This is a genomic window from Vibrio sp. Vb339 (assembly GCF_902751245.1).
Lineage (GTDB): Bacteria > Pseudomonadota > Gammaproteobacteria > Enterobacterales > Vibrionaceae > Vibrio > Vibrio coralliirubri.
The window spans coordinates 62,160-85,965 of sequence record NZ_CADDIS010000009.1; the positions used below are offsets into that span (position 1 = coordinate 62,160).

Genomic DNA, 23,806 nt, shown 5'->3' on the forward strand with positions numbered 1-23,806 from the left:
TTTATTTTTATGTGTATCAAATGAAATTAAAGCCCTTAATAATATTAGCCATGGCGACCACTTTGTGTGGTTGTCTTCCATCTGATGATGAGCTGAGTACATCCAACGAGTCAGGACCAGAGTCAGGACCAGAGTCAGGACCAGAGTCAGGACCAGAGTCAGGACCAGAGTCAGGACCAGAGTCAGGACCAGAGTCAGGACCAGAGCCAGGACCAGAGTCAGGACCAGAGTCAGGACCAGAGTCAGGACCAGAGCCAGGACCAGAGCCAGGACCAGAGCCAGGACCAGAGTTTGAGCGAATTCCATTGAATCACAGTGCGATCAGTAGCTCAAATGTAGTGAGCGTGGAACCCAAAGCTCTATCGGTTATGGATGCTAATGTTTCCGCTGTAACATCAGTACCAAAGCCGGATGAAGTAAAGTTTGGTGATATTCGATTTAAAAAATCAGGAGTTGACTGGGTTGTTGAAAATTATAGTCCTCAGCCAATTAGGCATTTTATTGCGGCGGTTGATATTAATGGTGGCAGAACAATTCGCGAAATACATTTAGATTCACCTATCCCTGCCTATAGTCAGGCCACGATTCGTTTTACCACTGAAACGATTGATGATCTTCGTTTCGAGCATCAACTAGGCATGTTTAATCCAATAATTATATTCAAACGAGCAGATGCACCTGATTGTAGTGCTGTACCTGATTCTGTTTGCTATGGAGACACAGATGAACGCGGACGTAGTATATTTGAAACCATTCTAACCAACATGCATCACGGTTTTAACAGAAAGATATTTGATACAACGATGCAGGCTTATTTTAGCAAAGATGGCGAATGTGAAAGATGGTCTGAATGCCAAGGATATGAAGATACAGGGATAAATTATGGTAAGCGAAATTTGTACTTAATGGGAATGAGTGATCATCGGTTGTCCATGCGTGAAAAGAAGAATGTTTATCTTGCATCCGGTATGGCTTGGGGACAAAAACCAGATCTTAAGAATATTCGTTCAACGAAAAGTGGTTGGGCTTCAATATGGCACAATAATATAGGGCCGACAAAAACAACAAAACAACTGTTTAGCAATGGTAACTATAACATAGTCTTTCATGAGATAGCCCATGCATATGGTTTTAGTCACAGTTCTGGCATGACTTATGGTTTTACGGCTGGGTGGGCTTACTCTACAAAATATGGTGATACATGGGCTGGCTACTCAATTATGGATAAGTATTTCTCATTGGATGAGAGAGAGCGAGTGTCTGAAGTTAAAATACCATCTGTAGTCGTAGATAAGAAGTCACAACGAGAATTAGAAGTTAGATTTGAATTGTTTTATCCAAGTTATTCGTTAGGCTTTACCGATTTAGCTTATGAAGTAGTTTCTGACTCTCGAACATCTTTTCGAGTTATTAGTAATACTCAGAGTAACGTATTTACATTACTCTTCGCTGAAAAGCCAGACGCTCCGGTCTACGTGCGATTTGTCGATAATAATGGGGATTACATGTCGACCTCCAAAATAACGGCGAGAGATTTGTACCCTACGCAAGAATATATGATTAACGATGCTAAGCTTACCGTTCTGTCTTCAAAAATGACGAAACCGACAGATAATGTTGAGTCTGCAAGTTACTTATGCAACAAGCCTTTTGAGGAGATAGCGTCAACCTCTTGGCATCAAGCTCTGTGGGATAGGTTGAGTACAGACGGTAATTTGAACTTATTATTAGAGAAAAATTTCATTGCCTTTGATAAAAATGAGAATAAAACGTGGCTTGTTTCTTATGAGGACTCATCGCTTGTGTTAGATAATGTTACCAAAACGACAAATATAGGAAATGTTGGGGTGTTATGTTTAGAAAACCTTAACTAGCCGTTATTCTTATCGTATACAAGCATTCGATGTCCTTTGAAAGAATAGAGGAATAATTGCAAAGAAGCTGCTTCAGATTTCGAATAGCTTTTGGGGTGACGTTGAATCTTATTCTGTAGTTGATCTGAACTATGAACAACTTCATTGTGATTGGAGGTGTTTATGTTGGATTATAAATTAGGTAAAAACTCACAATGCATTATGGATTTAAGGTAATTAGTGCCTGATTTTTGCTTCGAGAAAGGGGGAGCATGGAAGATAAACGTGGGGTGTATGTAGCGGTCACTATCGCTTTTTACTTGTGTACAATCGTTGGACGTTTGGCAGTAATAAAGGTATACAACTGACGATGAGTCCATAGAAAATGGTAATTAGAGAAACCGAAAGCCACATGAATATGAATTAGTGACGGGTTAAAGAGATGATAGTGGGTCCATTTTATCTGGTGAAGATCATTCTCCAAGGAAACAGTGGAGCATCGCTCGCGCTGCTTGTCCTAACTTTACACCTGGTTTTGTTACAATGATTAAATCCCTTTGCGCCCAAGGCTCATTAATGGTGATCATGGCTAAGTTACTGTCTTTTAATGCACTGAAAGGCAAAATCGCTACACCAAGACCTGCTTCTACCATCCTCCTTACACCATCGAAGCTCATGACTTCGATTTTAGTTTTTATCGGATTGCCAAGTTGATTTGCTTGAGCGTCAACAAGCGCTTGGATCGCACTGCCGTTTTGAAGAGACACAAAATCTTCTTTGATAATATCTTTTAGAGTTACTGAGTCTCTGGTTATTAGATGATGGTCTTTAGGTGTCGCTAAAACAAGCGTATCACGTCTATACAATGTCCTCTCGCAATCAAAGGTGTCAGTCATTCCTGAACATAACCCAAAATCCACTTCTCCAGAACGTACTGCAGCGACAACCTCTGTACTGTACATTTCGATAAGCTTCAATTGGATAGTAGGCTAGTCTCTGGTAAATATAGCGAGGTCATCGGGTAAGAATTGAGTGATACTTGATGTATTGGCAGCGATGCGAATACTTCCTCGAATTCCATTCGAAAACTCTTCCATCGACTTTTCCATTTTTTGGATACACATCAATACGTTTTGGGAGTGACGATAAAATTCTTGGCCTGCGGATGTCAGCTCAACACCTCGTTGTTGGCGATATAAAAGTGTTGTATCTATGAGGGCTTCTAGTTCACTTATACGTCGACTGACTGCGGAAGCAGCTATATTGTGGCGGCTTGCAGTGGCGGCAATGCTGCCGGTTTCTGAGACAGTGATAAATAGGGCAAGAGATAAAATATTGTATCTAGAGTGAACGTTGTTGTTTTTGTATATGTCATTCAGTGGGTCCAAATCTTATCTCCTTAGGTATCGCTTTATTTCGTTTAGGTAAGGATTGTTTGTTCGATTTCTTTACGAAGCTTATAAGCAACCGTAGTTTTGTCTATTTCAACGTCGCTCCATGTTATTGGTTTCCCTTCTGCTACTGGTTTAATCAATTTGACTTGATGAGCTAGACCTAGCGGAACGTAGCCATTTTTTACTGATATATGAGCCGGTCTTAGGCCTCCAGAAACAGTAAATCCACCTTCACCGTCTAAAATTTCTTGAGCTTTTAAGTTTCGTTTGGCTATAGCTGAAACATCTGCTCTAAAGTCTGTTGCGACACCGGTTGGTTCATTCCTAATACCGACAGATGCGACTGAAACTCCCAATTCAAGGCCAATCATGTGCCAACGTTTATAATTACACATATACCGCCCGCTTTGGTCTGTAACTACCTTATATTCCTCAAAGCAATTCTTCAAATAGTCATTATCAGCTTCAATACAGACCCACACTCCTTTGCGAATATCGTGTGGAATAGGTGTTCCATCAGCACGTATACAAGAAACAACATCTACCATTCCTTTTCGTTCGAGCACACCGCCTTCTGAAATAGGGCGCATTAGTGTGGGGATGTCGTCAATTCCGCCTGATGGAAATACAAGTCCATTATCAGGTGCATCTAAGCCGCAACAATTGGCGATAGCTGCACTTTCTATCGCAGGTTTTGAACCGTCAAGGAACGCATTGAACATTTTAGGGTTTAAGCGTCCACGCTCAGCTTGCTCCTGCGATAGTCCCCAATGTTCCCAGACGGTGTCCGGAGTTGATTGGCGATAATGTGGTAGCCATTTGTGTCCACGGCCGGCAGCAACAACAGAGAAGCCACAGGTGCGAGCCCAATCTACTAGCTCACATGCAAGAGCTGGTTGGTCGCCATAAGCCATTGAGTAAATAACGCCAGCCTTTGCCGCTTTTCTCCCTAGAGCTGGACCGACAAAAGCATCGGCTTCCACGGTTACATTGATGACATTTTTTCTTTCTGAAAAAGCGACAAGAATGTGCTCAATGGCTGCGATAGGGTTACCTGTACATTCAATGATGATATCAACAGCAGGGTGCTTCACTAGTTCTAACCAGTCTTCTCCAACATGAGTTCCCCCAGTAAGCGCCGCTTGATTGAGTGACGTTGCGCTGTATCTTTCTTTTGGCCAGCCAACATGGGCCATGTTTGACATTGCTGACTCAATATCTAGATCGACGACGCCCACAAGATGGATACCAGGTAAACGTAAAGCTTGAGCTAAGAACATGGTGCCGAATTTACCAGCGCCGATCAAACCGATTTTAAGTGACTTGCCTGAGTATTCTAGATTGCGCAGTTGTGAGTACAGATTCATAAAGAGTCTCCCTGTAAATCTTCATGCTGGAGGAAGCCGAAATCACAGCCTTCAGGTGCTTGGAGGACCGTTTCAGCATAAAGTTTGCGATAACCACGTATTGGTTTGTTTATTTCTTTACGGTCTAACATGCGTAGTTGTAACTCTTCATCATCAATCAGAAGATCAATACTTTTGTTTTTGATAGACAGGCGAAGGCGGTCTCCGTTTCTAACGGCATAAAGGGTTCCGCCAACAGCTGTCTCTGGGGATATGTGTAAGACAATGGTGCCAAATGCTGTACCAGACATGCGAGCATCCGATATTCGAACGATGTCTTTGACTCCAGTCAAAGCGAGTTTTTTGGGGATGGGTAAATAACCAGCTTCAGGCATACCAGCGGCAACTGGCCCTGCATTTTTCAAAACCATGATGTCATCAGCGTTTATATCGAGGGCTGGATCGTCAACGCGATTGGCTAAGTCCTCAAGATTTTCAAAAACAACTGCTCTTCCTTCTATTTCGAAGAGTTCAGGAGTGGCTGCTGCACGTTTGAAAATGGCGCCTTCTGGGGCTATGTTTCCTGATAAGGCAACTAAACCGCCGACAGCGGAAACAGGGTTACTCGCTTCGCGAATTATTTTGCGGTCTATCCAGTCCAAAGGCTTAGCTAATCGTTCCTTGAGAGTAACGCCTTGGATATCAATTGTATCAAGATGAAGAAGATGTTTGATTTCTCGCATCACAGCGCCAACACCACCTGCTGCGTGGAAGTCTTCCATATACCCATGTCCCACGGGTTTTAAATCAACGAGAACGGGGGTTTCATCAGAGATTTGATTCAAGCGTTCGTTAGATATGCGGATTCCGCGACGCCCTGCGATTGCTGCAAGATGAATAACGGCATTAGTTGAGCCTGACACTGTCATCAATACACGCATAGCGTTTTCAACGGATTTTTCGGTGATTAATTGACTTGGAAGTATCGGGTTGGTTATGAGCTCAACAGCAGCAGCGCCGCTTGCTTCAGCCGCAACTAGCCGTTCGGAATTTACCGCTGGAATAGCGGCACTACCCGGGAGGGATATACCAAGAACTTCAGCAATGATCGCCATTGTTGATGCCGTTCCCATTACAGCACAAGTACCAGCTGTGACAGCTAAACGGCCTTCGATTTGATCTATTTCTTCTTTTGAGATTTTCCCTGCTCTGTAGCGCCCCCAAAAGCGGCGGCAATCGGTACATGCACCTAAACGTTCTCCTTTGTGTCGTCCCGTAGACATCGGTCCTGTGACTAACTGAATTGCCGGAATATCGGCTGACGCAGCGCCCATTAGCTGGGCCGGTACGGTTTTGTCACAGCCGCCAATGAGAACCACTGCATCCATTGGTTGCGCGCGTACCATCTCTTCTGTGTCCATCGACATTAGATTTCGGTAAACCATTGACGTTGGGTTTAGAAATACTTCACCTAAAGAGGTTGTAGGGAAAGGGCGGGGCAATCCACCGGCAGATAAAACTCCTCGTGAAACTGCTTCAACGAGTTCTGGCATTGTGCGATGGCAGTTGTTAAAACCGGATGGGGTCATCGCAATGCCAACAATTGGTTTTTTAAGCATCGAGCTTGAAAGCCCCATGGATCGTGAAAATGAACGACGTAGATACACTGCGAAGTCTTTGTCGCCATAGTTTGTTAAACCACCGGCGATGCCATATTCCCTTTTACTCATTATTTATCCTTATAAGTTGCACTGCGAAATTTTGTGTCTAATAGGCGTTCAAATACTAGAATCATTGCCCCTTTATCCATATCTCCTAACCCTTCTCTCAGCGCGTTTTGGAAAGTCGTCGTTGCTGCTGCGAGAACAGGCATTGGGGTGCACTCTCTGACGCCAAGTTCAGCACCAGAAATGAGATCTTTATAGGCGTTTTGCATTGAGTAACCTTGGTCGAATATGCCTTCTAATATGTTTGGTAAAAAGAACTCGGATGCATAGCTACGTCCTGTGCCAGAGTTAACTACTTTAGTAATGAGTTCGGGGGGTAACCCGAGTTTGGAGGCTACGGGGAGAATTTCTGCAAGGGCTGCCATGTTGATGTCGAAGAGTAGTTGGTTGATAAGTTTTGTCAGTTGTCCACAACCAGTGTTGCTCATATAAAGAATATGGCTAGCCATTGTTTCTAGCGTGGGGTTTAGTCGCTTGGCAATACTCGCTTTTCCGCCAATCATCATTGTTAGAGTTCCATCTTGAGCCCTCTGTTTCATGCCCGACACTGGGGCGTCAAGGAAATGAATGTTCATTTGACCTAGGCGCTTGGCGATATTGATTGTTGCGTTGAACTCAACTGTTGAGGTGTCAACGATGATCGTGTCTGATTTTAAATTCTTAGCGAGGCCGTTATCCCCAAATAGAACAGTTTCAACAGCGTCTTTAGAAGGGAGGCAAAGAAAAATGCAATCGCATATAGTCAATTCGGTGATATTGGAAACGAGCTCTAGATTCTTCGTTTCCTTTAGCGAGGTGGAACAAGGACTGCGGTTAAAAGCTAGCACACGATTAACTCGAGAAAGGTTTTGTGCCATTGGTGCCCCCATTTGTCCAAGTCCGATAAATCCAAAAATCATGGCTTACTCCTTTAAATCCGAGGCATTATTGTGTGAAGCTGCTTTGGAAGCGCGAACTGCTAAATAGGCTGAGGATCCAAGCAGTAAGATTGTAACGACATATAAGCCAATTGAAATTGGTGAGCTAATGAGCGTTGTCCAGTCACCGCCAGAAATTGAAAGGGCTCTTCGAAGGTTGTTTTCCATGTTTGTTCCTAGCAGCATGCCTAGAACTAACGGGACAAGAGAGATTTCAAATTTGCGTAGAAAATATCCAAAGAGGCCGAAACCCACCATGATTGCAAGATCGAAAGTCGATCTACTCAAGGAATAAACTCCAACGAAGCTGATAGCGACTACTATAGGCAGTAATATCCAGTTAGGCGTTCGCATGATCCATGTAAAGATACCAATCATTGGGATATTGAGTAGCAACAGCGCGAATTTGCCATGTATAGAGATGCCACTAACCCCCATACGAGTTCCGGATTGCTTTCAAATAGAAGAGGACCAGGCTGAACGTTGAGTGATACCAACATTGCTAGCATGATAGCTGTTGTACCTGAGCCTGGGACCCCAAGCGCTAACATAGGAATAAGAGCACCACCTGACGCTGCATTATTACCAGCTTCTGGAGCCGCTATACCTCGAGGATCGCCCTTACCGAAAGTGTTTTTTTTATTGAAAAATTGTTTCTCAATGGTGTAACTGATCACCGCTCCGAGTGCAGCACCTGCACCAGGAAGAATTCCAGCTAAGAAACCTATGCTAGAACCGCGTAATGAAGAGGGGAGTGATTTTTTTATAGGTTCCCAGCTAGGGAGGAAGCCTTTGACGTGTAATTTACTGTTGTTTTTGTGGGGATCTCTTTCGAGAATCATGAGAATTTCAGATATAGCAAACAATCCGACGAGTACTACAATTAGATCTAAACCATCATAAAGCTCGAAGGAGCCCATAGTAAAACGAGCTACACCTGTTGAAGAATCAAGTCCGACTGTAGCGATCAGCAAACCAAGGAAAGCGCTTAGTAGGTTTTTTCTAATATCGATAGCCGATATCCCGCCAATCGTTGCAAACGCCATTACGTACAAGGCAAAATAATCAGCTGGCCCAAAATATATAGCTACCTTTGCTAGTAATGGGGCAAATATAGTTAGACCGATTGTAGCCAGTGTTGCACCTGTAAATGATGCTACGGCTGAAACCGCCAATGCGTCTTTTGCTTGGCCTTTTTGTGCCATTGGATATCCATCTAGCGTGGTCATTATTGCCGGTTCGTCACCAGGGATATTGAGAAGTATTGCTGAAACCCTACCGCCATACATACAGCCGTAGTACACAGAACTTAATAAAATCAGAGAAGAAGTAGCGTCTAGCCGTAATGCAAAGGTTAAAGGAATTAGGATTGCAACACCGTTTACAGGGCCAAGTCCCGGTAGTGCGCCGACTAACGTTCCTATGAAGCAGCCGAAAATAAGCAATAATATGTTCAAAGGCAGAATAGCGACCGAGAAGCCGGCTGCTAAATTAGAAAGTATATCCATGTGCTACGAAATCCAAGATCCTAAAAAGGGGAGTGGTAGATTCAATAGTTTGTCGAAAGTTACCCATAAGATAGGAGTTACCAGCATTCCAACCACAAGCGCCTGCTTTGGTTTAGCATCTAAGAGTATGGAAATTGTGCTGATTAAAATGATGCTGCTGAGCACATAACCAATTTTCTCTAAGAGAAACACAAACGTGAATAGTGCAATGGTGAAACTTATCTGTTTCACGAGGTGGTAAGTATCTGTCAGTTCTCCAACTCTGCCGGGATAAGCTATTAGAGAGGCGCTAAGTAACATTGTTGGAATTGATATCATTAGCGGGAATACTTTTGGTCCTAATGGGTCTCCAAATCCTGCGCTATAGCCGGTAGCGGCGCTTGCGTAGATCGCCGCGCTCACAAAGATGGCTATACTTATAAGCCGCCCAATCATTGGATCACTCCTATCGATCGAGAAATGTCTTCAATGCTTTTGCGCTGTTTGACTAGGTACGAATTGAAATCTTCGCCTGAGCGCCAGGCAGGTATTAACCCTGATTGTTTGACTGCGTTTTTCCATTCTAGCGAGTCATAAACCGTTTTGAGCTTTTTGACCCAAGCGTTGTAATCTTTGTCGCTAACATTTTTGCCAACGTAGAAACCTCGCCAGTTATATCCTGTGACGTTGTAACCTTGTGAGATGGCAGTATGTATCTTGGGGAATAAAGGAACGGGATCGTTTGATAACACAGCTAATAATCGAATATCACCAGACTTAAGGAAGCCGGATGCTTCTCCAAGATCTGTAGTAACAACATCAATTTTTCCACCTAACATCTGTGTAATGGCTTCGCTACCACCATCAAACTGAACCCAACGTAGTCCTCGTAAATTTTTAATACCCCCTTCCTTAGCTATTTCTAGGTAACGAATGTGATCCCAACTGCCTGCGCCATCACCAGTCCCAACGACTTTGTTAGGGTCTTCTTTTAAGACTGCTGTTAGATCATTTAGGCTGTAGTACGGGCTGTCTGCAGGAACGGCGATAACGCCCACATCTGTACCTAGCATTGCGACAAAACGTGCATCGTCCATTGTTCCTGGGTAGAGACCTTGGGCAAATTTTGTAATGGCAACAGTTGAAGTTGCGACTAGTAAGTCTGGATCGCCTGAACGTTTTGATGCAACGCGTGCGAAACCTACCGCCCCGGTACCACCGGGTATGTTTGTTACTTGAACATTACCGTCCACTAGGTTGAGATCTGAAAGTATTCTTCCAACTGTTCGGCAAGTAAAATCCCATCCGCCACCGGGATTTGATGGAGCTATGCATTCTGTTGCGTTGGCGGGGAGTCCAGTAGTAACAGCTAACGATATAATCACAATATTAGATAAATAAGTTAGTTTGTTTCTCATCTTAATTACTCCCTATTTGTTTGAACAATATTCACGGTAACATAAGATTAACAATTTCTGTGTTTCTTATTGTAGATGGGGGGGGGCTTGAAAATAGATGGTCAGTTGATTTTTTCTAAATTTGTTGTGATACGTTTTCGATATTTTGTATTTTTCGTTAATCGATTTTTCAATGTTGATACATATTTTCGAAGGTTTAAATCGTTATATATACCAATTTTTTGCAAAAAAAACGCCGTGGGGACGGCGTGAAAATAAAGTAGGCAGGAGCCTGTTAAAATAACAAACACAAATTAACGCGGGTTAACGCGGGGATCTGACGATCAAGTTCAATATAGCCAGAATGTTGTCGACTTGTTAGTTTTATTTTGTAAATGTTATTTTTCATAATTGATAATGAAAAAACAAAAGTGTTGATGTAGTGTTTATGTAACGGTGATAAAAATAAATTTGTTGCCACGTAACCATTACTATTTGGGCCTTTGAATAAGGAGAGCTTCGTTTAGATTCGTATCGTATAGGGAATGTAAAATGGTAATATATTCTATTAGTTATGACTTAAATAATTCTGGACACAAGTACGAAAATATTTATTCAGTGGTACGAAGTTTTGGGGGATATAATCATATAATGGAGTCAACATGGCTGGTATCTACATCGTTATCAGCATCTCAAGTCGTCGGTAAATTTACCTCATATCTTGACAACAATGACAAAGTGTTTATATCAAAAGTTAATACAGATGAATATCAAGGATGGCTAGATGAAGATACATGGAAGTGGATTAAAGAGCATATTTAAGTAGAATAAGCATGTGGCGTTGGATGAACGTGGTATATCCATAAACTGCTCTACCATTTATCGATGATTTTAACGTTCGAAAAAGGCTAGGTTACACATCAAGGACTATATTCTATATTGGGAATATTAAACAAAAGGCAATCTAATTGAGGCATTGAGCCTAAAAGTGAATACCACCATTATTTCCAACAAGCCGCATTGTCAAATTACTAATATGCCATAGAGCTCAACTGCCTCTATGACATATAAATATTATCGAAACCATACGTTACTATCTCGCTTACAAATTCAGTTATCGAGGAATTGAAGGTATACAATTGGATCGGGGCGAATGGATGAAATCGACGTCCAAGTTGTCATAGATGGAAGTATGAGCAACTACGCTGTATGTAACACGGTAGGTAATGTTAGCTTTATCCTTAACAAGGACAATACTCTAGGGAAGGGACTTACGTAATCAAGTCTGTGAAAGTTGTTTCTTCCTAAATTTCGGTTGTTTTTTCACCAAGTATGCTTTCTTTAACTTTTGATGGTGAATATTGCAGTAAAGCTTCCCAAAATATCTCATCAAACATTCCAGACAATCGCATAATTTTCATAGCTTGGATTAATTCTCCCCTAGTTATTTGGCCAATAAAATGAGTCTCTAAGTCATAAAAATTGTAGAGCATTCCTTTCAAACGCTCTGCTTCAATAAATTCTTTAATAGCTTCAATGATGGGCTCAATTTTACGGGCTTCATATAATATTGCAGCTTTGTTGTCGTTACTCATGTGCTTCACCATATCAGTTTGATATAAGTCATCGGTGACTATACTGAAAATGTAACAATTAAGCAGCCAGTTTGATATGAGGGATGTACTTATTTAACAAATTTGTTGACAGTTTTTCTCTATCGTCTGCATAGAAAGAAGCCGGGTTACGTCTTGTGGCTTACGTTACTCACTAATCGTATTTATTTGCTCTTTAGTTTGGTCCAATTACAACTGGCTGATTTTATTGCTAAATACCTGAGTATGGTCAGTAGTGACTTCTCATTTTCCTTTGTTAGTACTTATGAAACTTGGAAGTAGAAGAAACAAGTTCTTTGAGTGAACAGAAGTAAATGAGTATTGCTTCGGTAGATGAACGTAAAACTCTTGTGTGGGAAAGCTCCGCCTTCCCGAATGAATTATCTAACCATAAATTCCTTGCTAAGCGGCGCTTACAGCCAACGTAACTCCAAACCAAAAGCGCTGCACGTTACACGTCTAATTGAGCAATTTGCTATACGCGACTACCAGTCCTCTTGCTATACCAACTGGATGATCTGAATCTTTTTGAAACATTTTGAAATGCTTTGAAATGTTTTGTAACATACGCGGCGTTTAACGGTAGTAACTGACACTCCTACTTGAAGGTTTTGTTTTTAACTATCTGAAATTACTTTGGTTTATGCATTTTTATAACGCTTATTTGATTCTCTGAATTCTAAACGTTGTCGTTTTAACGGGAGTGGATAAATGGGTCACGCCCAGATGCCTGAACGACATCGAGAAAATTTAAATATGAATAAAGATGAGGAGACAGAAGTAACCATGTTATTTAAGGCTGAATGCCTATATCGAACAGAGTTTTTTTGAAGTACAAAAAAACGTCAATGACGCTGGAGTATTAATGCAATTCCCCTTCAACCCAAACGGTTTCCTTTTATTTTCAATACCCGCTCTTCGTTTTGTGTTGGCCCTATTGCTTGCTTACTCGACGATTTCTCACGCAGCCAACTTGCCTTTAGGACCACTCGCAACTCAAGAGCTTGAAGAAGAGCAGCGGCAACGCCTTGAAGAGCTTGAAGAAAGCAATAGCGCACTTCGAGGTCTAACCTCTATTCCAACGCTTCCTGATTCTCAACCGATGTTAGATGCTCAATGTGTTGATATCACTGAAATACAATTTTCAGGTAATACTCAATACGATAATGAGACACTGACTGAAATATCAGGTTTTCAAGCAGGGTGTATTGGCCTCAATGCTATTAATGGCTATCTTCGCAATATTTCTAACCACTATATTGAAGCTGGCTACGTGACGTCACGTGCATTTATGACGCCACAAGACCTGTCTTCTGGCGTGTTATTGATTGTTATTGTCGAGGGGAAGGTAGAAAAGGTTCTGTTCAATGGTGAGGAAGAGGACTTTTTAGTCATGGCATTGCCTGGCATTTTAGGTTCATTGTTAAATTTGAGAGACATTGAACAAGGGCTCGATCAGATCAACCGGCTTGCTAGATATAACGCTAAAATTCAATTGTTGCCTTCAGCGCGGCAAGGTTACTCAATCGTTGATATTCAAACCGTAGAAAAACATCTTATATCCGCTGGGGTGAGCTTTAGTAATAGTGGGCAGGACTCAACAGGAGAAGAACTGCTCTCAGTCAATTTTACCGGCGAGAGCCTGTTTAAACGACTGGATCTGTGGAGTTTGAGGGCAACCAAAAGCGCTGCCTTTATTAACTCTAAAGATTCAGAGAGCCTATATTTTGGCGTTGATGTTCCTCTAGGTTACTGGAACTTAGGTTATCGCACCTCTTACAGCACCTACTTCACGACGTTTACGAATAAGGGTTTTGCTTTTGATTCGTCTGGTAAAACCAATAGTCATGACGTTGATATTAAATGGCTCTTTTATCGCGATGAATTCAGTAAGTCGTCACTAAAAGGCACCGTCAGCTATCGGCGTGAAAAGAACTACATACTCGGCAATTTGTTAGAAGCAGGCTCCCGTAATTTATCTTCCTTTTCATTTGCTTGGGACCACAGCACTCGTTTATGGGGCGGGTTCATGAGCTTATCACCGAAGGTGTCGTTGGGAACGGATTGGTTTGGTGGGGAAAAAACGCAATCGAAAGGTCGCTCACTTCCAACAGCCCAATTCGTCAAAACCTCATTCACAGGGAGTTATACCTACGCACTCACTCCGTCACTCTCGCTTGCAAGTACCCTTTTTGCTCAGTGGAGCAATGACACGCTTTATGGCAGTGAACGACTCAGTATTGGTGGCGAATATTCAGTACGAGGTTTTAAAGGTACCTCTATTTCAGGGGATGAAGGGTATTACTGGCGAAATGATCTTAATTACCGCTTAGGTCAATGGTCTTATATTGGCGCTCTCTCCGCGCAGGTGGCTCTTGATACGGGCACCATTGTGGAAGATAGCCAAGATGCTTATGAGCGGGGATCGTTGCTGGGTAGCAGTGTGTCATTAAAAACTCAGGCTAAGTACGCCTCGAGCTCACTTACTTTTGGCTGTCCAATTGAAGCCCCTTCAAGGCTTAGTGCCGATGATTACGTGGTTTATTACCGCGTCGATGTTTCTATTTAAATCTGGTGGGTAAATGATGGGTAAGCAAACGACTCAAGGTGGCGTGTGGCTAACGTATGCGCTTTGCAGTGTTTTGACACTTCAGCCGGCGTTGGCGAACGTCGTTATTGATAATAAGTCAGTCAATACCAGTAAAACTCAAGCCGGAAATGGGGTTGAGGTGATTAATATTGCCACGCCTAATGGCAAAGGCTTATCTCATAATAAATATCAGCAATTTAGCGTGGATCCTGAAGGGCTTATTCTCAATAACTCAACGGTTCAGCTTAGCCAATCTCAACTTGGTGGACTTTTGCAAAACAACCCGAACCTAAAAGGTAAGGCTGCCAATGTTATTTTAAATGAAGTGACAGGAAGCACTCGTAGTCAGCTCGAAGGTTATACCGAAGTCTTTGGTCAACAAGCCAATGTTATATTGGCGAACCCTTACGGCATTACCTGTGACGGGTGTGGCTTTATCAATACGCCCCGCGTGACGTTATCAACAGGGGCTCCGGAGCTTAACGATGGGCAATTGACGGGGTTTGATGTTGCTAAGGGGAGTGTGACTATTGAAGGGTTAGGTCTCGATGCCACTCAGCAAACGTATTTTGATATCATCAGCCGGACGGCTGAAATCAACGCGGATATTCATGCTAATGATTTGTCTATCATTACAGGCCGTAATAAGGTCAGCTATCAAAGCAATCAAGTAACTGAACAACCTTCAACGTCATCGAGTAAACCAACACTCGCCATCGATTCATCCTCTTTAGGCGGTATGTACGCAGGGCGTATTTCTTTAGTGGCGACAGAAGATGGCGTTGGGGTAAACCTGGGTAATCTCGTCTCGAATGTGGGTGACATTGTGCTCACGGCTGATGGCAAAGTGCAGCTTGCATCCGCTCAAAGTGCGAGAAACATCGATATAACGAGCCGTCGAGATGTTGAGTTAACCAATCAGCAAAGCGCACAAGAGCAACTTAAGATTAGCGCGAATAGTATCGCTTTAAACCACACAACGGTCACCGCTGGGGATTGGGTTGAATTGGCAGCGAACGAAAACGTCACGGCTCAAAACAGTCAATTGTTCAGTGGTATAAAAAACAAGAATCAAACCAATGCTAATGCTGAACTCAGTATTAAATCTGCGCAATTGGCCTTACAGGGTAGTGAGGTTGTCTCTAAAGGCGGCCTATCGGGCCAGATCGGATCGTTAGGGCTGGACTCTAAGAGTGCAGTTGCGGCGAGTGATATAGTATTAAAAGGCGTAGAGGCCATTGAAAACAACGGTGAGATGAATGCCAGCTCAACGTTAGACGTTAAAACAGATCAGCTCGTGTTCGTTGGCTCTGGCACAATGACTGCAGATTCAGCGCAGTTAGAGGTGGACTCTGTCAACCTTGACAGTCAAATTACGGCCAATGCGTTATCCGTAAAGGCGCAATCGACATTAGACATTTGGCAAGATGCCACCCTCCAATCGACGGGCAATACTACCCTTAATGCTCAAACTCTTGTACAAAAGGGCCAACTGAACAGTAATGGCACCATCACATTTGATGCGGAAACACTTGCTCACGAGGGGGTAACGAATGCCAATCAAGTCGTCGTTAACTCAGAGTCGTTAGATCAAAGTGGTCAAGTTATCGCAGAACAAAACATTTCAATCACCGCCAAAAGTGCAACGTTATCGGGTCAGGCCCAAGCCAAGCAAACCCTGCAAGTCATAGGTGAGACAATCAATGTGTTAGGGACGTTAGAAGCCACGCAGCTCGACTTAGCCTCCACATCAAACATTAATATTGATATGCCAGCGCAGCTCCGTGCAATCAATCAGCTGTCTATTGATACTGGCAATGTATCGAATAAAGGCAGCATACACTCAGGGGGGAGGCTCACTATCGACGCTCATACTCTTGAGCAACACGGGAGTCTGACGAGTGTCGGTGACCTGAAAATCGATACGACAAATTTAGACATACAAAGTGATATAGAAACGCAAGGTCACCTCAACATAACGGCCTCAGCCGTGACTAACAATGCTCAAGCGATGGCGGGACAAGACTTAACCTTGTCTGCCCAAAGCTTGTCGAATAGTGGAACGCTAACGGCCAGCGGTGATACGTCTGTTTTATTAACGAGTCACTTTACTCATGGCTCATCTGGGACGATATCGGGGCGCAATGTCCGTCTTTCTGCGGCTCAAGTCGATAACTCGGGGACACTTCAGGCATTGGACAACCTCAATCTCACGGCGAGCTCTCTGGTCAACAAGGGTGAGCTGGTTGCTCTGGGGGATTTAACCACAACGGTATCTAATGGGAGCAACAATCAGGGGCTGATATCTGCAGGGAACAATGCCAACCTTTACTCCAACACGCTACATAACACCTCCGATATTGTGGTTGGGAATGATTTATTGATTGCTAAAAATGCCGCAAAAAAGAAGAGTGTTAGCGTCACCAACAAAGGCAGAACTCACTCTGGTGGTCGGCTGACTATTCACGCAAATACCCTTGAGCAGCAAGGGAGTATCGCTAGTGTCGGTGATCTGACAATCGATACGACAAGCACAGTTATACACGGTGATATAGGAACGCAAGGTAATCTCAATCTCTCTGCGTCATCGGTCACTAACCAGGCTCAAGTGATTGCCGGTCAAGACTTAACCCTCTCTTCTCACCGTTTATCTAATCATGGAACATTAACGGCCAGCGGTGATACGTCTGTTTTATTAACGAATGATTTTACTCATGGTTTGTCAGGGACGATATCGGGGCAAAATGTCAGTCTTTCTGCTGGGCAACTGAACAACTCCGGAACGCTTCAGGCATTAGATGGCCTGAGTTTGACGGTCAGCTCTCTGGTCAACAAAGGTGGGCTGGTTGCTTTGGGTGACTTAACCACAACGGCCTCAAATGGGATCAACAACCAGAGTCTGATATACGCAGGGAATAATGCCAACCTCTACTCCAACACGCTGCATAACACCTCCGATATTGTGGTTGGGAATGATTTATTGATTGCCAAAAATGCCGCAAAACAGAAGAGTGCGAGTGTCACGAATAGTTCTGGGACTATCGAGTCATTGGGCGGAGATATTGGCATTTACACCGAAACGCTGACCAATAAACGAACAACATTAGATATCAAAAGTACCCCCACTATTGATAGACGCGCTGAGTTTGGCGAGGTATTCGCATCAAAAGGGACGGAATATCAGCCTGTCATCACATCAACACCTATATGTAATGATGATTGGTGTTGGTCATATAGTTATGAAGTTGAAAGCGGAGAAACCTTTGAGGTTATGGTTCTAAAAGAAGGGCAACAGCTAGGTGCTGCCTCTAGTGCTGGAAATATTGTTGCTAACGATAACCTATTAATCAAGGCGAATACAGTTCTTAACCAAACAAGCCAAATCGCCGGGAAAAATGTGGATATCACAGCGCAGTCTTTAACGAATCAAGGGTATGAATTTTCGGAGTATGAGACTTATTATACTTATCAGCTTAGACGACCTTGGGACTGGGATACGTTTGCGTTTGATAAAACGGCTACACGCAAAGTCAAAACAGGCTCTTCAGGTCAACTTAATTCTTCTATCACAGCCGGCAACAACTTAACGCTTAATGTTGCGAACAAGGTCAATAATGCCACGATTAAGGCGAACGCGATTGCTGTTCAGTCGACCAAACTAGCCCCTGAGTTAAAGGCGAACGCAACCGTGATTCAGCCGACGGAATCGGCGTCTGAGTTAAAGACGACATCATCAGCCTCAGTGACGGGGCCTACCATTACTTTTGTAAACAGGAATGATATAGCCTTTCCGGATTATGTTTTTCCTACTGCGCCTAATGGGTTATTTATTCTCTCACCTGACCCGAAAGGTAAGTACCTCATTGAGACCAACCCCCTGCTGACCAATATGGGTAACTTCTTAGGATCCGATTACTTCATGAGTAGCGTGGGCTTTAATCCTGAAGCCGATGTTAAGTTCTTAGGTGATGCATTTTATGATTCGCGCATCATTAGCCAGGCCATTTTTGAGCAAACAGGACAGCAGTACTTAAACGCTTCAGTCGGTAGCCAATTAGACCAAATGCAGCAGCTGATGGATGCAGCGGCCTCTCAGAAAGCGTCACTCAACCTGACTGCGGGCATGGCTCTTTCTTCAGATCAAGTCGCTAATTTGACTCAAGATATCCTTTGGTATGAAGAGATTGACGTCGACGGTCAAACGGTGCTCGCGCCTAAGCTCTATTTGGCCCAGGTGACAATCGATGACTTGAGCAGCGGTGCTCAAATTGCCGGTTCAAATATCAGTATCGATGCAGGCAACCTAGCCAATAGCGGCCAATTGTCAGCAGATTCAAGCCTTAATGTAAATAGCTCAAACAGCATCACCAACAGGGGGGGCACTATTGCTAGTGGTGGTCAGATCTCGTTAACTGCAGAGAAAGACATCATCAACGTCAGTGGTGATATTCAAGGTCACGATGTCTCACTTGAAGCAATGGACGGCAGCATTATCAATGAGACTCGAGTAACGACCAGTACGGCTTCACTGGGCAATAATCATGGCACGTTCACGGATGTCGGTAGGACGGCTACCATGACCTCAACGGGCAAATTGGCTCTTAACGCTGGTAAGAATATTGAAAACCAGGCGGCGGATATAAAAGCCAATGGAGACGCTAGCTTAAAGGCTGGGCAAGATATCATCGTTAGCGCGAAAGAAGAAAATCATGGCTATGACGTTACTACGCGAGGGTGGCGAGAAGGGGAAAGTGAAACCTCTCAAATTGGCGCGACTGTTACAGTTGGTGGAAACCTAACAATGAGTGCGGATCAAGATATTGCCGTCACCGCTAGCCAAGTGACATCAAGCGAGAACCTTAGCTTGGCAGCAGGGAGTGACATCACCGTTCAAACTGCACTCAATAAACAGTCAGATCATATTTATCGTTCAGACTACACCGCAATCAATCGAAGTGAACAGCATCAAGGGTCGATGATTGAGGGGAAGAATGTCTCACTGCAGGCTCAAAACGACATTACGTTATCTGGGAGCACGGTTGCAGCGGAGCAAACCACCTATCTTAATGCCAAGGGCGATGTCAACGTTCTTGCCGTAAATGATGACCAGTACCATTTTGATAAAGCGGTGTCGAAGAAGTCCTTTGGTCGCAGTAAAACCACAATCAATGAAACCTATCAAGAGCAGGTGAAAGGCAGTGCAATGACGGCGGGTCATGACATTAGCATCAAAGCGCAACACTTAGATTCAGCGATGACCGCCGGTGGTGACAGCAATATCAATGTGATCGGTGCTTCTTTGAACGCGGGTGGTGAAGTGAGCTTATCCGCCGATGGGGATGTCACCCTTGCGGCTCAAACCTACAAGGAATTTGAACGACATGAGACCATCAAAAAAGGCGTTGGGGGGCTAAGTGGCAGCAACAAAGGCAGCATTGATAACGCCACGTTGCTAAATAGCAGCTATTTGATTAACTCAGGCCATACCTCTCTCCAAGCAGGCAATGACATTGGTGTTATCGCCAGTGAAGTGTCGAGTGGCGAAGAGGTTAACTTCACTGCGATGAATAATGTATTGGTTGCCGCTGGCGAAGTGCTCAAGCAGAGCCAAGCGTGGGATGAAAAAGCGGCTTTCCTAAGCGGTGGTCACCTGTTTGAGATGGAGAAAAAGCGTGAGGGCCAGCAAAGCTCTACTGCTCAGTCGAGTGTCATTCAATCAGGCGGTAACCTCTCGGTCAATGGTGGCGCGGTGACCCTCATCGGCTCAGAGCTTCACGCGGATAAGCATATCGCTTTAACGGCCGACACTGGCGATGTCTCTATTCTTGCAGCGAAAGAAAAGGCGCATTCATTCTCAAGTGAAGAGAAGTTGTCAGTCAGTTTAGGTGATGGTTTCAATGGTGTGAGCGTTGATGATGGTCAAGTGAAAATCTCTCTCGGCGATGCGAGCTACGATAAAGTCAAACAGCAAAGTGACGCACTAAGCCATAAAGGGAGTGTGATTACAGCAGGTGATAACCTATTTGTGGGTGCAGAGTCGTCTATTTTAGTCGAGGGCTCTACGTTGGTAGCCGATAGTAATCAAGACCAAGCTGGTGATTTAACGCTGACCGCCCAAGAGAATGTAACCCTTAAAGAGGCGGTAGACACACTCAGTGAACAACGTGAAGACATTCATGGTAAAGCGGAAGCGAGCTTGGTCGTTCAGCATCAAGCGGTAGAAGTTGCCAAGGCGGCACAAGCGCTCCAACAATCGAAAGAGAACCTCAAGCAGGCACAACAAGACTACAAACAGTACGAGAAAGGGCTCGATTCTTTAGAGTCAACACTCAGCATGTTGGAGCAAGAGTACGCCGATAAAAAGCCAGGCGTCACGTTTGAAGATATCGAAGAGCTCAATGACTTAATCAGTGAAGTGAAAAGTGATGAAGCTTGGTATGTCGCAGGTGTGGCGCTAGCGGCTGAAGATGTGGCTTCAAAAACGACCTTGCTGGTCCAGCAAACGGCTGCGGCGGCGCAAAGTACGGGCACTTATGGTTTTAATGCAGGTCTTCACCTCGATATTGAAGCAAGCCAAACCGAGTCCAATTCCCTAACGACCACTTCAGTGGGCTCAACGCTAAGCGGACAAAATATCCATATTAAAGCGGGGAATAACAGTGGCAACAGCCTGAATATTCAAGGTTCAGAATTAGCGGCGAACGACGCCCTGTCTATCACTGCAAATGAGGTGAATATCACCGCTTCGCAAGATACCACCAGTACTAAATCTGAAACGCAGTCAGGTAAGATTGGCGCATCGATGACGGTGTATGGAGCGTCATCGGGCATTAACTTGGATGCAAGCTTTGATCGAAACCAAAGCACGTCATCCTCTAAAATTCATAATAATAGTCAATTAAGTGCCGATAATATCAAAATTACCTCTGTCCAAGACACCAACCTCAAAGGGGGAACGGTTGATGCTGAAGAGAGCTTAACGCTTGATGTCGGTGGTGACTTGAATGTCGGGTCTGTACAAGACCGCCATAGTTCTAGCAATAAAGGACAAGGCATGAGTGGCGGTTTATCTCTTTCAGGGGAGAGTGACGCAGGACAGCTGACAGGAAGCAGCTCTGGTATCAACGCTTCCAATGGACGAACTAGCAGCAAACAAACGGTGGTCACCAGCTTAACGTCAAACGGTCGCTTAGATATTGATGTTGCTGGTAACACAGATATTAAAGGGGCGACTATTGCCGCGTTGGATGAGGAAGGCAAAGACAGTGGTCAGCTTAACCTAACGACAGGCTCATTAACTTATGCGGATCTGTCTAATACTAGCTACAGTCAAGATCAAAGCTTAGGCCTTAACACCAGTGTCGGTGTAAATAACGGCAAGCTGGATTCGACTAATAACTCAACGTCCCTCCAATACAAAAACGCGTCTGGTTACGACAAGAGCAAGACGTTGGCAACGGTTGGTCAGGGCAATTTAACCATTGGGGATTCAGAAAACTCCGACGACACCACTTCCCTAAATCGCGACACCGAACATACCGAAAAGGACCTGTTCACTGTTGACCGTAAGCAGGGGGATTTTGATGTCACTATAGATCACCGTCTGCTGACCGAAGAGGGAAGGGAGGCGATAGCAAATGATGTAACTTCCATAAAAGAGAAAGTTGGTGATATAGCATTTGACCTAGGTGCTAAAGATTTATCTAAAGCACTTTATAACGTTGATGACCCCCAAATAGCGGAAGCTTTAAAAGGTAATGCTGAATCGACTTTAGATAGGATGATTGAAGAAGGTGTCGATCCTGCATTAGCTAAGCAACTGCTGACTGATCCAGATTTGTATAAAGTTGCTAGCGATATCATGCACGCATATGACCAGAAAGCAGAAGAAGCAAATGCAGCGGATACTACAGCTAGTACTAACAAGCCTCACGTTTCGGGTGAACCACTTGAGATAGTTATCACTAAAGGTAGATATCTAAATGCTCCCGAAAAAGTACTTGATGGTTTAGACAGCGCTCAGAAGTATGTTAGCACCTTACCAACAGAGCAAGCTGAAGCGGCAATGATTGCGGTAAGTTTGTTAACTGGTGGTGTTGTTAAAACTGCTATCGATATGGCTAAGGATACTGCTGTCGATACTGCTTTCGGAGATTTCTTAGAAGAAGTTAAGCATGAAGCAGGTAAGGAGATCGTAGCTAAAGTTGATGGCGTGAGTGTATTGAAGCACGAACAGAATCTAGAACGAGAGCGAGAAGTTGGAGAGGGTTTTTCTACTAAGTTCCAGAATGGCGCTGAATTTGGTTTATCTGTTATTGGTATTGGAGCCAGTCTAGGTGCTGGTAAGAAAATTGCGGATTCGAATTCTAAGTATGGTGCTGATGATGTTACGATTGATGCAGTTGGAAATGGAGCTGATTATAGTGCTTCCTTACCTAATGGTGGAAGAGTTCTTTCAGGTGAGATTGGTAAGGTTACTGGGGGAAGCTCATCTAAGCTAGGAAAGAACTTGAATGAATCAATGGGACGGGATAGAAATGAGTCTTGGACTGGTTATCAAGCCCAGCATTTAATTCCTTCAGAGTTAAAAACTCATCCGATTCTAAAGAAAGTAGGAATTAATTTAGATGATGCATCGAATGGTATGTTTTTACCAGCGAGTAAAGCTAAACCAGAAGGGACGATCAGTTCAAACCCAAGGCACACTGGAAGTCACCCCAATTACACTGAGGCTGTTAGGCAGAGCTTAAATAACTTAGACCCTGATTTGCCAGCATTTGAACTGCAAAAACAAGTTCATGATTTGCAGCTAAAACTTAAGAAAATTACTGAATCAGGTATGCCAGTAAGAAATGTTGATGGGGCTAAAACAGAAGTATGGTTGAAATGGATAAACAAATAGATTTTGGTAAAAATTCCACTTTAGTGGTTGAAGTATTAGATTTTTTAGATGAAAAGCACTTACTTAAACCGTCAGAAGGTATGAGTTTAGGTCATTCGGTTAATGACCTGAACATAGCCCAACAAGCAGCTTGGGAAGATGTATACGGAGATGACGAGTTAACATGGTCAGACATTCGGTCTGATAAAATGAGTGAGATATGGGAAGTAATCTATAGCGACAAAGACTACAAGGAAATTGATCTTAAGCTCTCTTGCTTAATGAATGATTTGGATAGTTCTATACGGAAACAGTTACCAAAACAATACGCTGAACTGTTAGATGATATTGTTTCAGATTTTAAAGGCTGTTTGTACAGCAGAGCTATTTTTGGAAAGGATAATGACTTTTTCGAAGATGTATTTAGTTCTTATCTTAATGGTGGTTGGCCGTGTGGTTATTCTAACAACCGTATTTTAGTGTTTATCCCGGCAGTTTAGACTTCAGAATATATGAATAGCGCCACTCATCCGAGTGGCGTCCCTCTTCCCTGAATCACCCACCAATCCCACAGAACCCTCTGTCGCCACCAGAAACAGCA

General features: G+C 43.6%; 13 protein-coding genes and 1 pseudogene. 4 read left to right on the forward strand and 10 right to left on the reverse strand.

The window, feature by feature from the left end; translation table 11 throughout:
- Positions 1-20: 20 nt before the first annotated feature.
- Complete coding sequence (locus tag HRQ85_RS23695) at positions 21-1,874, forward strand: hypothetical protein (RefSeq protein ID WP_172380745.1); 1,854 nt, start codon at positions 21-23, stop codon at positions 1,872-1,874.
- Between the two features lie 452 nt (positions 1,875-2,326).
- Here HRQ85_RS23695 and HRQ85_RS23700 read toward each other — a convergent pair whose 3' ends face one another.
- The 10 genes and pseudogenes from HRQ85_RS23700 to HRQ85_RS23740 all read right to left on the reverse strand — a co-directional run bounded on the left by HRQ85_RS23700 (position 2,327) and on the right by HRQ85_RS23740 (position 11,716).
- The gene (locus tag HRQ85_RS23700) at positions 2,327-2,830 is read right to left on the reverse strand and encodes a LysR substrate-binding domain-containing protein (protein WP_301540147.1); all 504 of its coding nucleotides are present in this window, start codon (positions 2,828-2,830) and stop codon (positions 2,327-2,329) included.
- Positions 2,831-2,842: 12 nt separating this feature from the next.
- On the reverse strand, positions 2,843-3,241 hold the full coding sequence (locus HRQ85_RS23705) for a LysR family transcriptional regulator (protein WP_172380747.1): 399 nt from the start codon (positions 3,239-3,241) through the stop codon (positions 2,843-2,845).
- Positions 3,242-3,273: 32 nt separating this feature from the next.
- The gene (locus tag HRQ85_RS23710) at positions 3,274-4,614 is read right to left on the reverse strand and encodes an NAD(P)H-dependent oxidoreductase (RefSeq protein WP_172380748.1); all 1,341 of its coding nucleotides are present in this window, start codon (positions 4,612-4,614) and stop codon (positions 3,274-3,276) included.
- Complete coding sequence (locus HRQ85_RS23715; protein WP_172380749.1) at positions 4,611-6,323, reverse strand: dihydroxy-acid dehydratase; 1,713 nt, start codon at positions 6,321-6,323, stop codon at positions 4,611-4,613. The genes HRQ85_RS23710 and HRQ85_RS23715 overlap by 4 nt, the downstream gene beginning before the upstream one ends.
- Entirely contained in the window at positions 6,323-7,219 is an 897-nt protein-coding gene (locus HRQ85_RS23720; RefSeq protein WP_172380750.1) for an NAD(P)-dependent oxidoreductase, read from the reverse strand. The genes HRQ85_RS23715 and HRQ85_RS23720 overlap by 1 nt, the downstream gene beginning before the upstream one ends.
- Before the next feature lie 3 nt (positions 7,220-7,222).
- On the reverse strand, positions 7,223-7,405 hold the full coding sequence (locus HRQ85_RS26285; protein ID WP_253918876.1) for a hypothetical protein: 183 nt from the start codon (positions 7,403-7,405) through the stop codon (positions 7,223-7,225).
- Between the two features lie 81 nt (positions 7,406-7,486).
- Positions 7,487-8,745 (reverse strand): annotated as a pseudogene (locus HRQ85_RS23725) (tripartite tricarboxylate transporter permease); the annotation flags it as partial.
- Between the two features lie 3 nt (positions 8,746-8,748).
- On the reverse strand, positions 8,749-9,180 hold the full coding sequence (locus HRQ85_RS23730) for a tripartite tricarboxylate transporter TctB family protein (protein ID WP_172380751.1): 432 nt from the start codon (positions 9,178-9,180) through the stop codon (positions 8,749-8,751).
- Positions 9,177-10,142, reverse strand: a complete 966-nt coding sequence (locus tag HRQ85_RS23735) for a Bug family tripartite tricarboxylate transporter substrate binding protein (RefSeq protein WP_172380752.1) — start codon at positions 10,140-10,142, stop codon at positions 9,177-9,179. The genes HRQ85_RS23730 and HRQ85_RS23735 overlap by 4 nt, the downstream gene beginning before the upstream one ends.
- Positions 10,143-11,425: 1,283 nt before the next feature.
- Complete coding sequence (locus HRQ85_RS23740; RefSeq protein WP_172380753.1) at positions 11,426-11,716, reverse strand: hypothetical protein; 291 nt, start codon at positions 11,714-11,716, stop codon at positions 11,426-11,428.
- Between the two features lie 883 nt (positions 11,717-12,599).
- Between HRQ85_RS23740 and HRQ85_RS23745 the strand changes: the two genes are divergently transcribed.
- From HRQ85_RS23745 to HRQ85_RS23755, 3 genes are read left to right on the forward strand one after another with little or no spacing between them, the layout of a single operon-like run.
- On the forward strand, positions 12,600-14,303 hold the full coding sequence (locus HRQ85_RS23745) for a ShlB/FhaC/HecB family hemolysin secretion/activation protein (RefSeq protein ID WP_172380754.1): 1,704 nt from the start codon (positions 12,600-12,602) through the stop codon (positions 14,301-14,303).
- A 13-nt stretch (positions 14,304-14,316) separates the two neighbouring features.
- A complete protein-coding gene (locus HRQ85_RS23750; RefSeq protein WP_172380755.1) occupies positions 14,317-23,226 on the forward strand; it encodes a two-partner secretion domain-containing protein in 8,910 nt (2,969 codons plus the stop codon).
- The gene (locus tag HRQ85_RS23755; protein ID WP_172380756.1) at positions 23,211-23,705 is read left to right on the forward strand and encodes a hypothetical protein; all 495 of its coding nucleotides are present in this window, start codon (positions 23,211-23,213) and stop codon (positions 23,703-23,705) included. Before HRQ85_RS23750 ends, HRQ85_RS23755 begins: the two co-directional genes overlap by 16 nt.
- Positions 23,706-23,806 lie beyond the last annotated feature (101 nt).

Bases quoted from the DNA above. Each gene is read 5' to 3' on its own strand.
- HRQ85_RS23695 (WP_172380745.1), top strand. From the start codon at position 21: ATGAAATTAAAGCCCTTAATAATATTAGCCATGGCGACCACTTTGTGT.
- HRQ85_RS23710 (WP_172380748.1), bottom strand. From the start codon at position 4,614: ATGAATCTGTACTCACAACTGCGCAATCTAGAATACTCAGGCAAGTCA.
- HRQ85_RS23715 (WP_172380749.1), bottom strand. From the start codon at position 6,323: ATGAGTAAAAGGGAATATGGCATCGCCGGTGGTTTAACAAACTATGGC.
- HRQ85_RS23720 (WP_172380750.1), bottom strand. From the start codon at position 7,219: ATGATTTTTGGATTTATCGGACTTGGACAAATGGGGGCACCAATGGCA.
- HRQ85_RS26285 (WP_253918876.1), bottom strand. From the start codon at position 7,405: ATGGAAAACAACCTTCGAAGAGCCCTTTCAATTTCTGGCGGTGACTGG.
- HRQ85_RS23730 (WP_172380751.1), bottom strand. From the start codon at position 9,180: ATGATTGGGCGGCTTATAAGTATAGCCATCTTTGTGAGCGCGGCGATC.
- HRQ85_RS23735 (WP_172380752.1), bottom strand. From the start codon at position 10,142: ATGAGAAACAAACTAACTTATTTATCTAATATTGTGATTATATCGTTA.
- HRQ85_RS23740 (WP_172380753.1), bottom strand. From the start codon at position 11,716: ATGAGTAACGACAACAAAGCTGCAATATTATATGAAGCCCGTAAAATT.
- HRQ85_RS23745 (WP_172380754.1), top strand. From the start codon at position 12,600: ATGCAATTCCCCTTCAACCCAAACGGTTTCCTTTTATTTTCAATACCC.
- HRQ85_RS23750 (WP_172380755.1), top strand. From the start codon at position 14,317: ATGATGGGTAAGCAAACGACTCAAGGTGGCGTGTGGCTAACGTATGCG.
- HRQ85_RS23755 (WP_172380756.1), top strand. From the start codon at position 23,211: ATGGATAAACAAATAGATTTTGGTAAAAATTCCACTTTAGTGGTTGAA.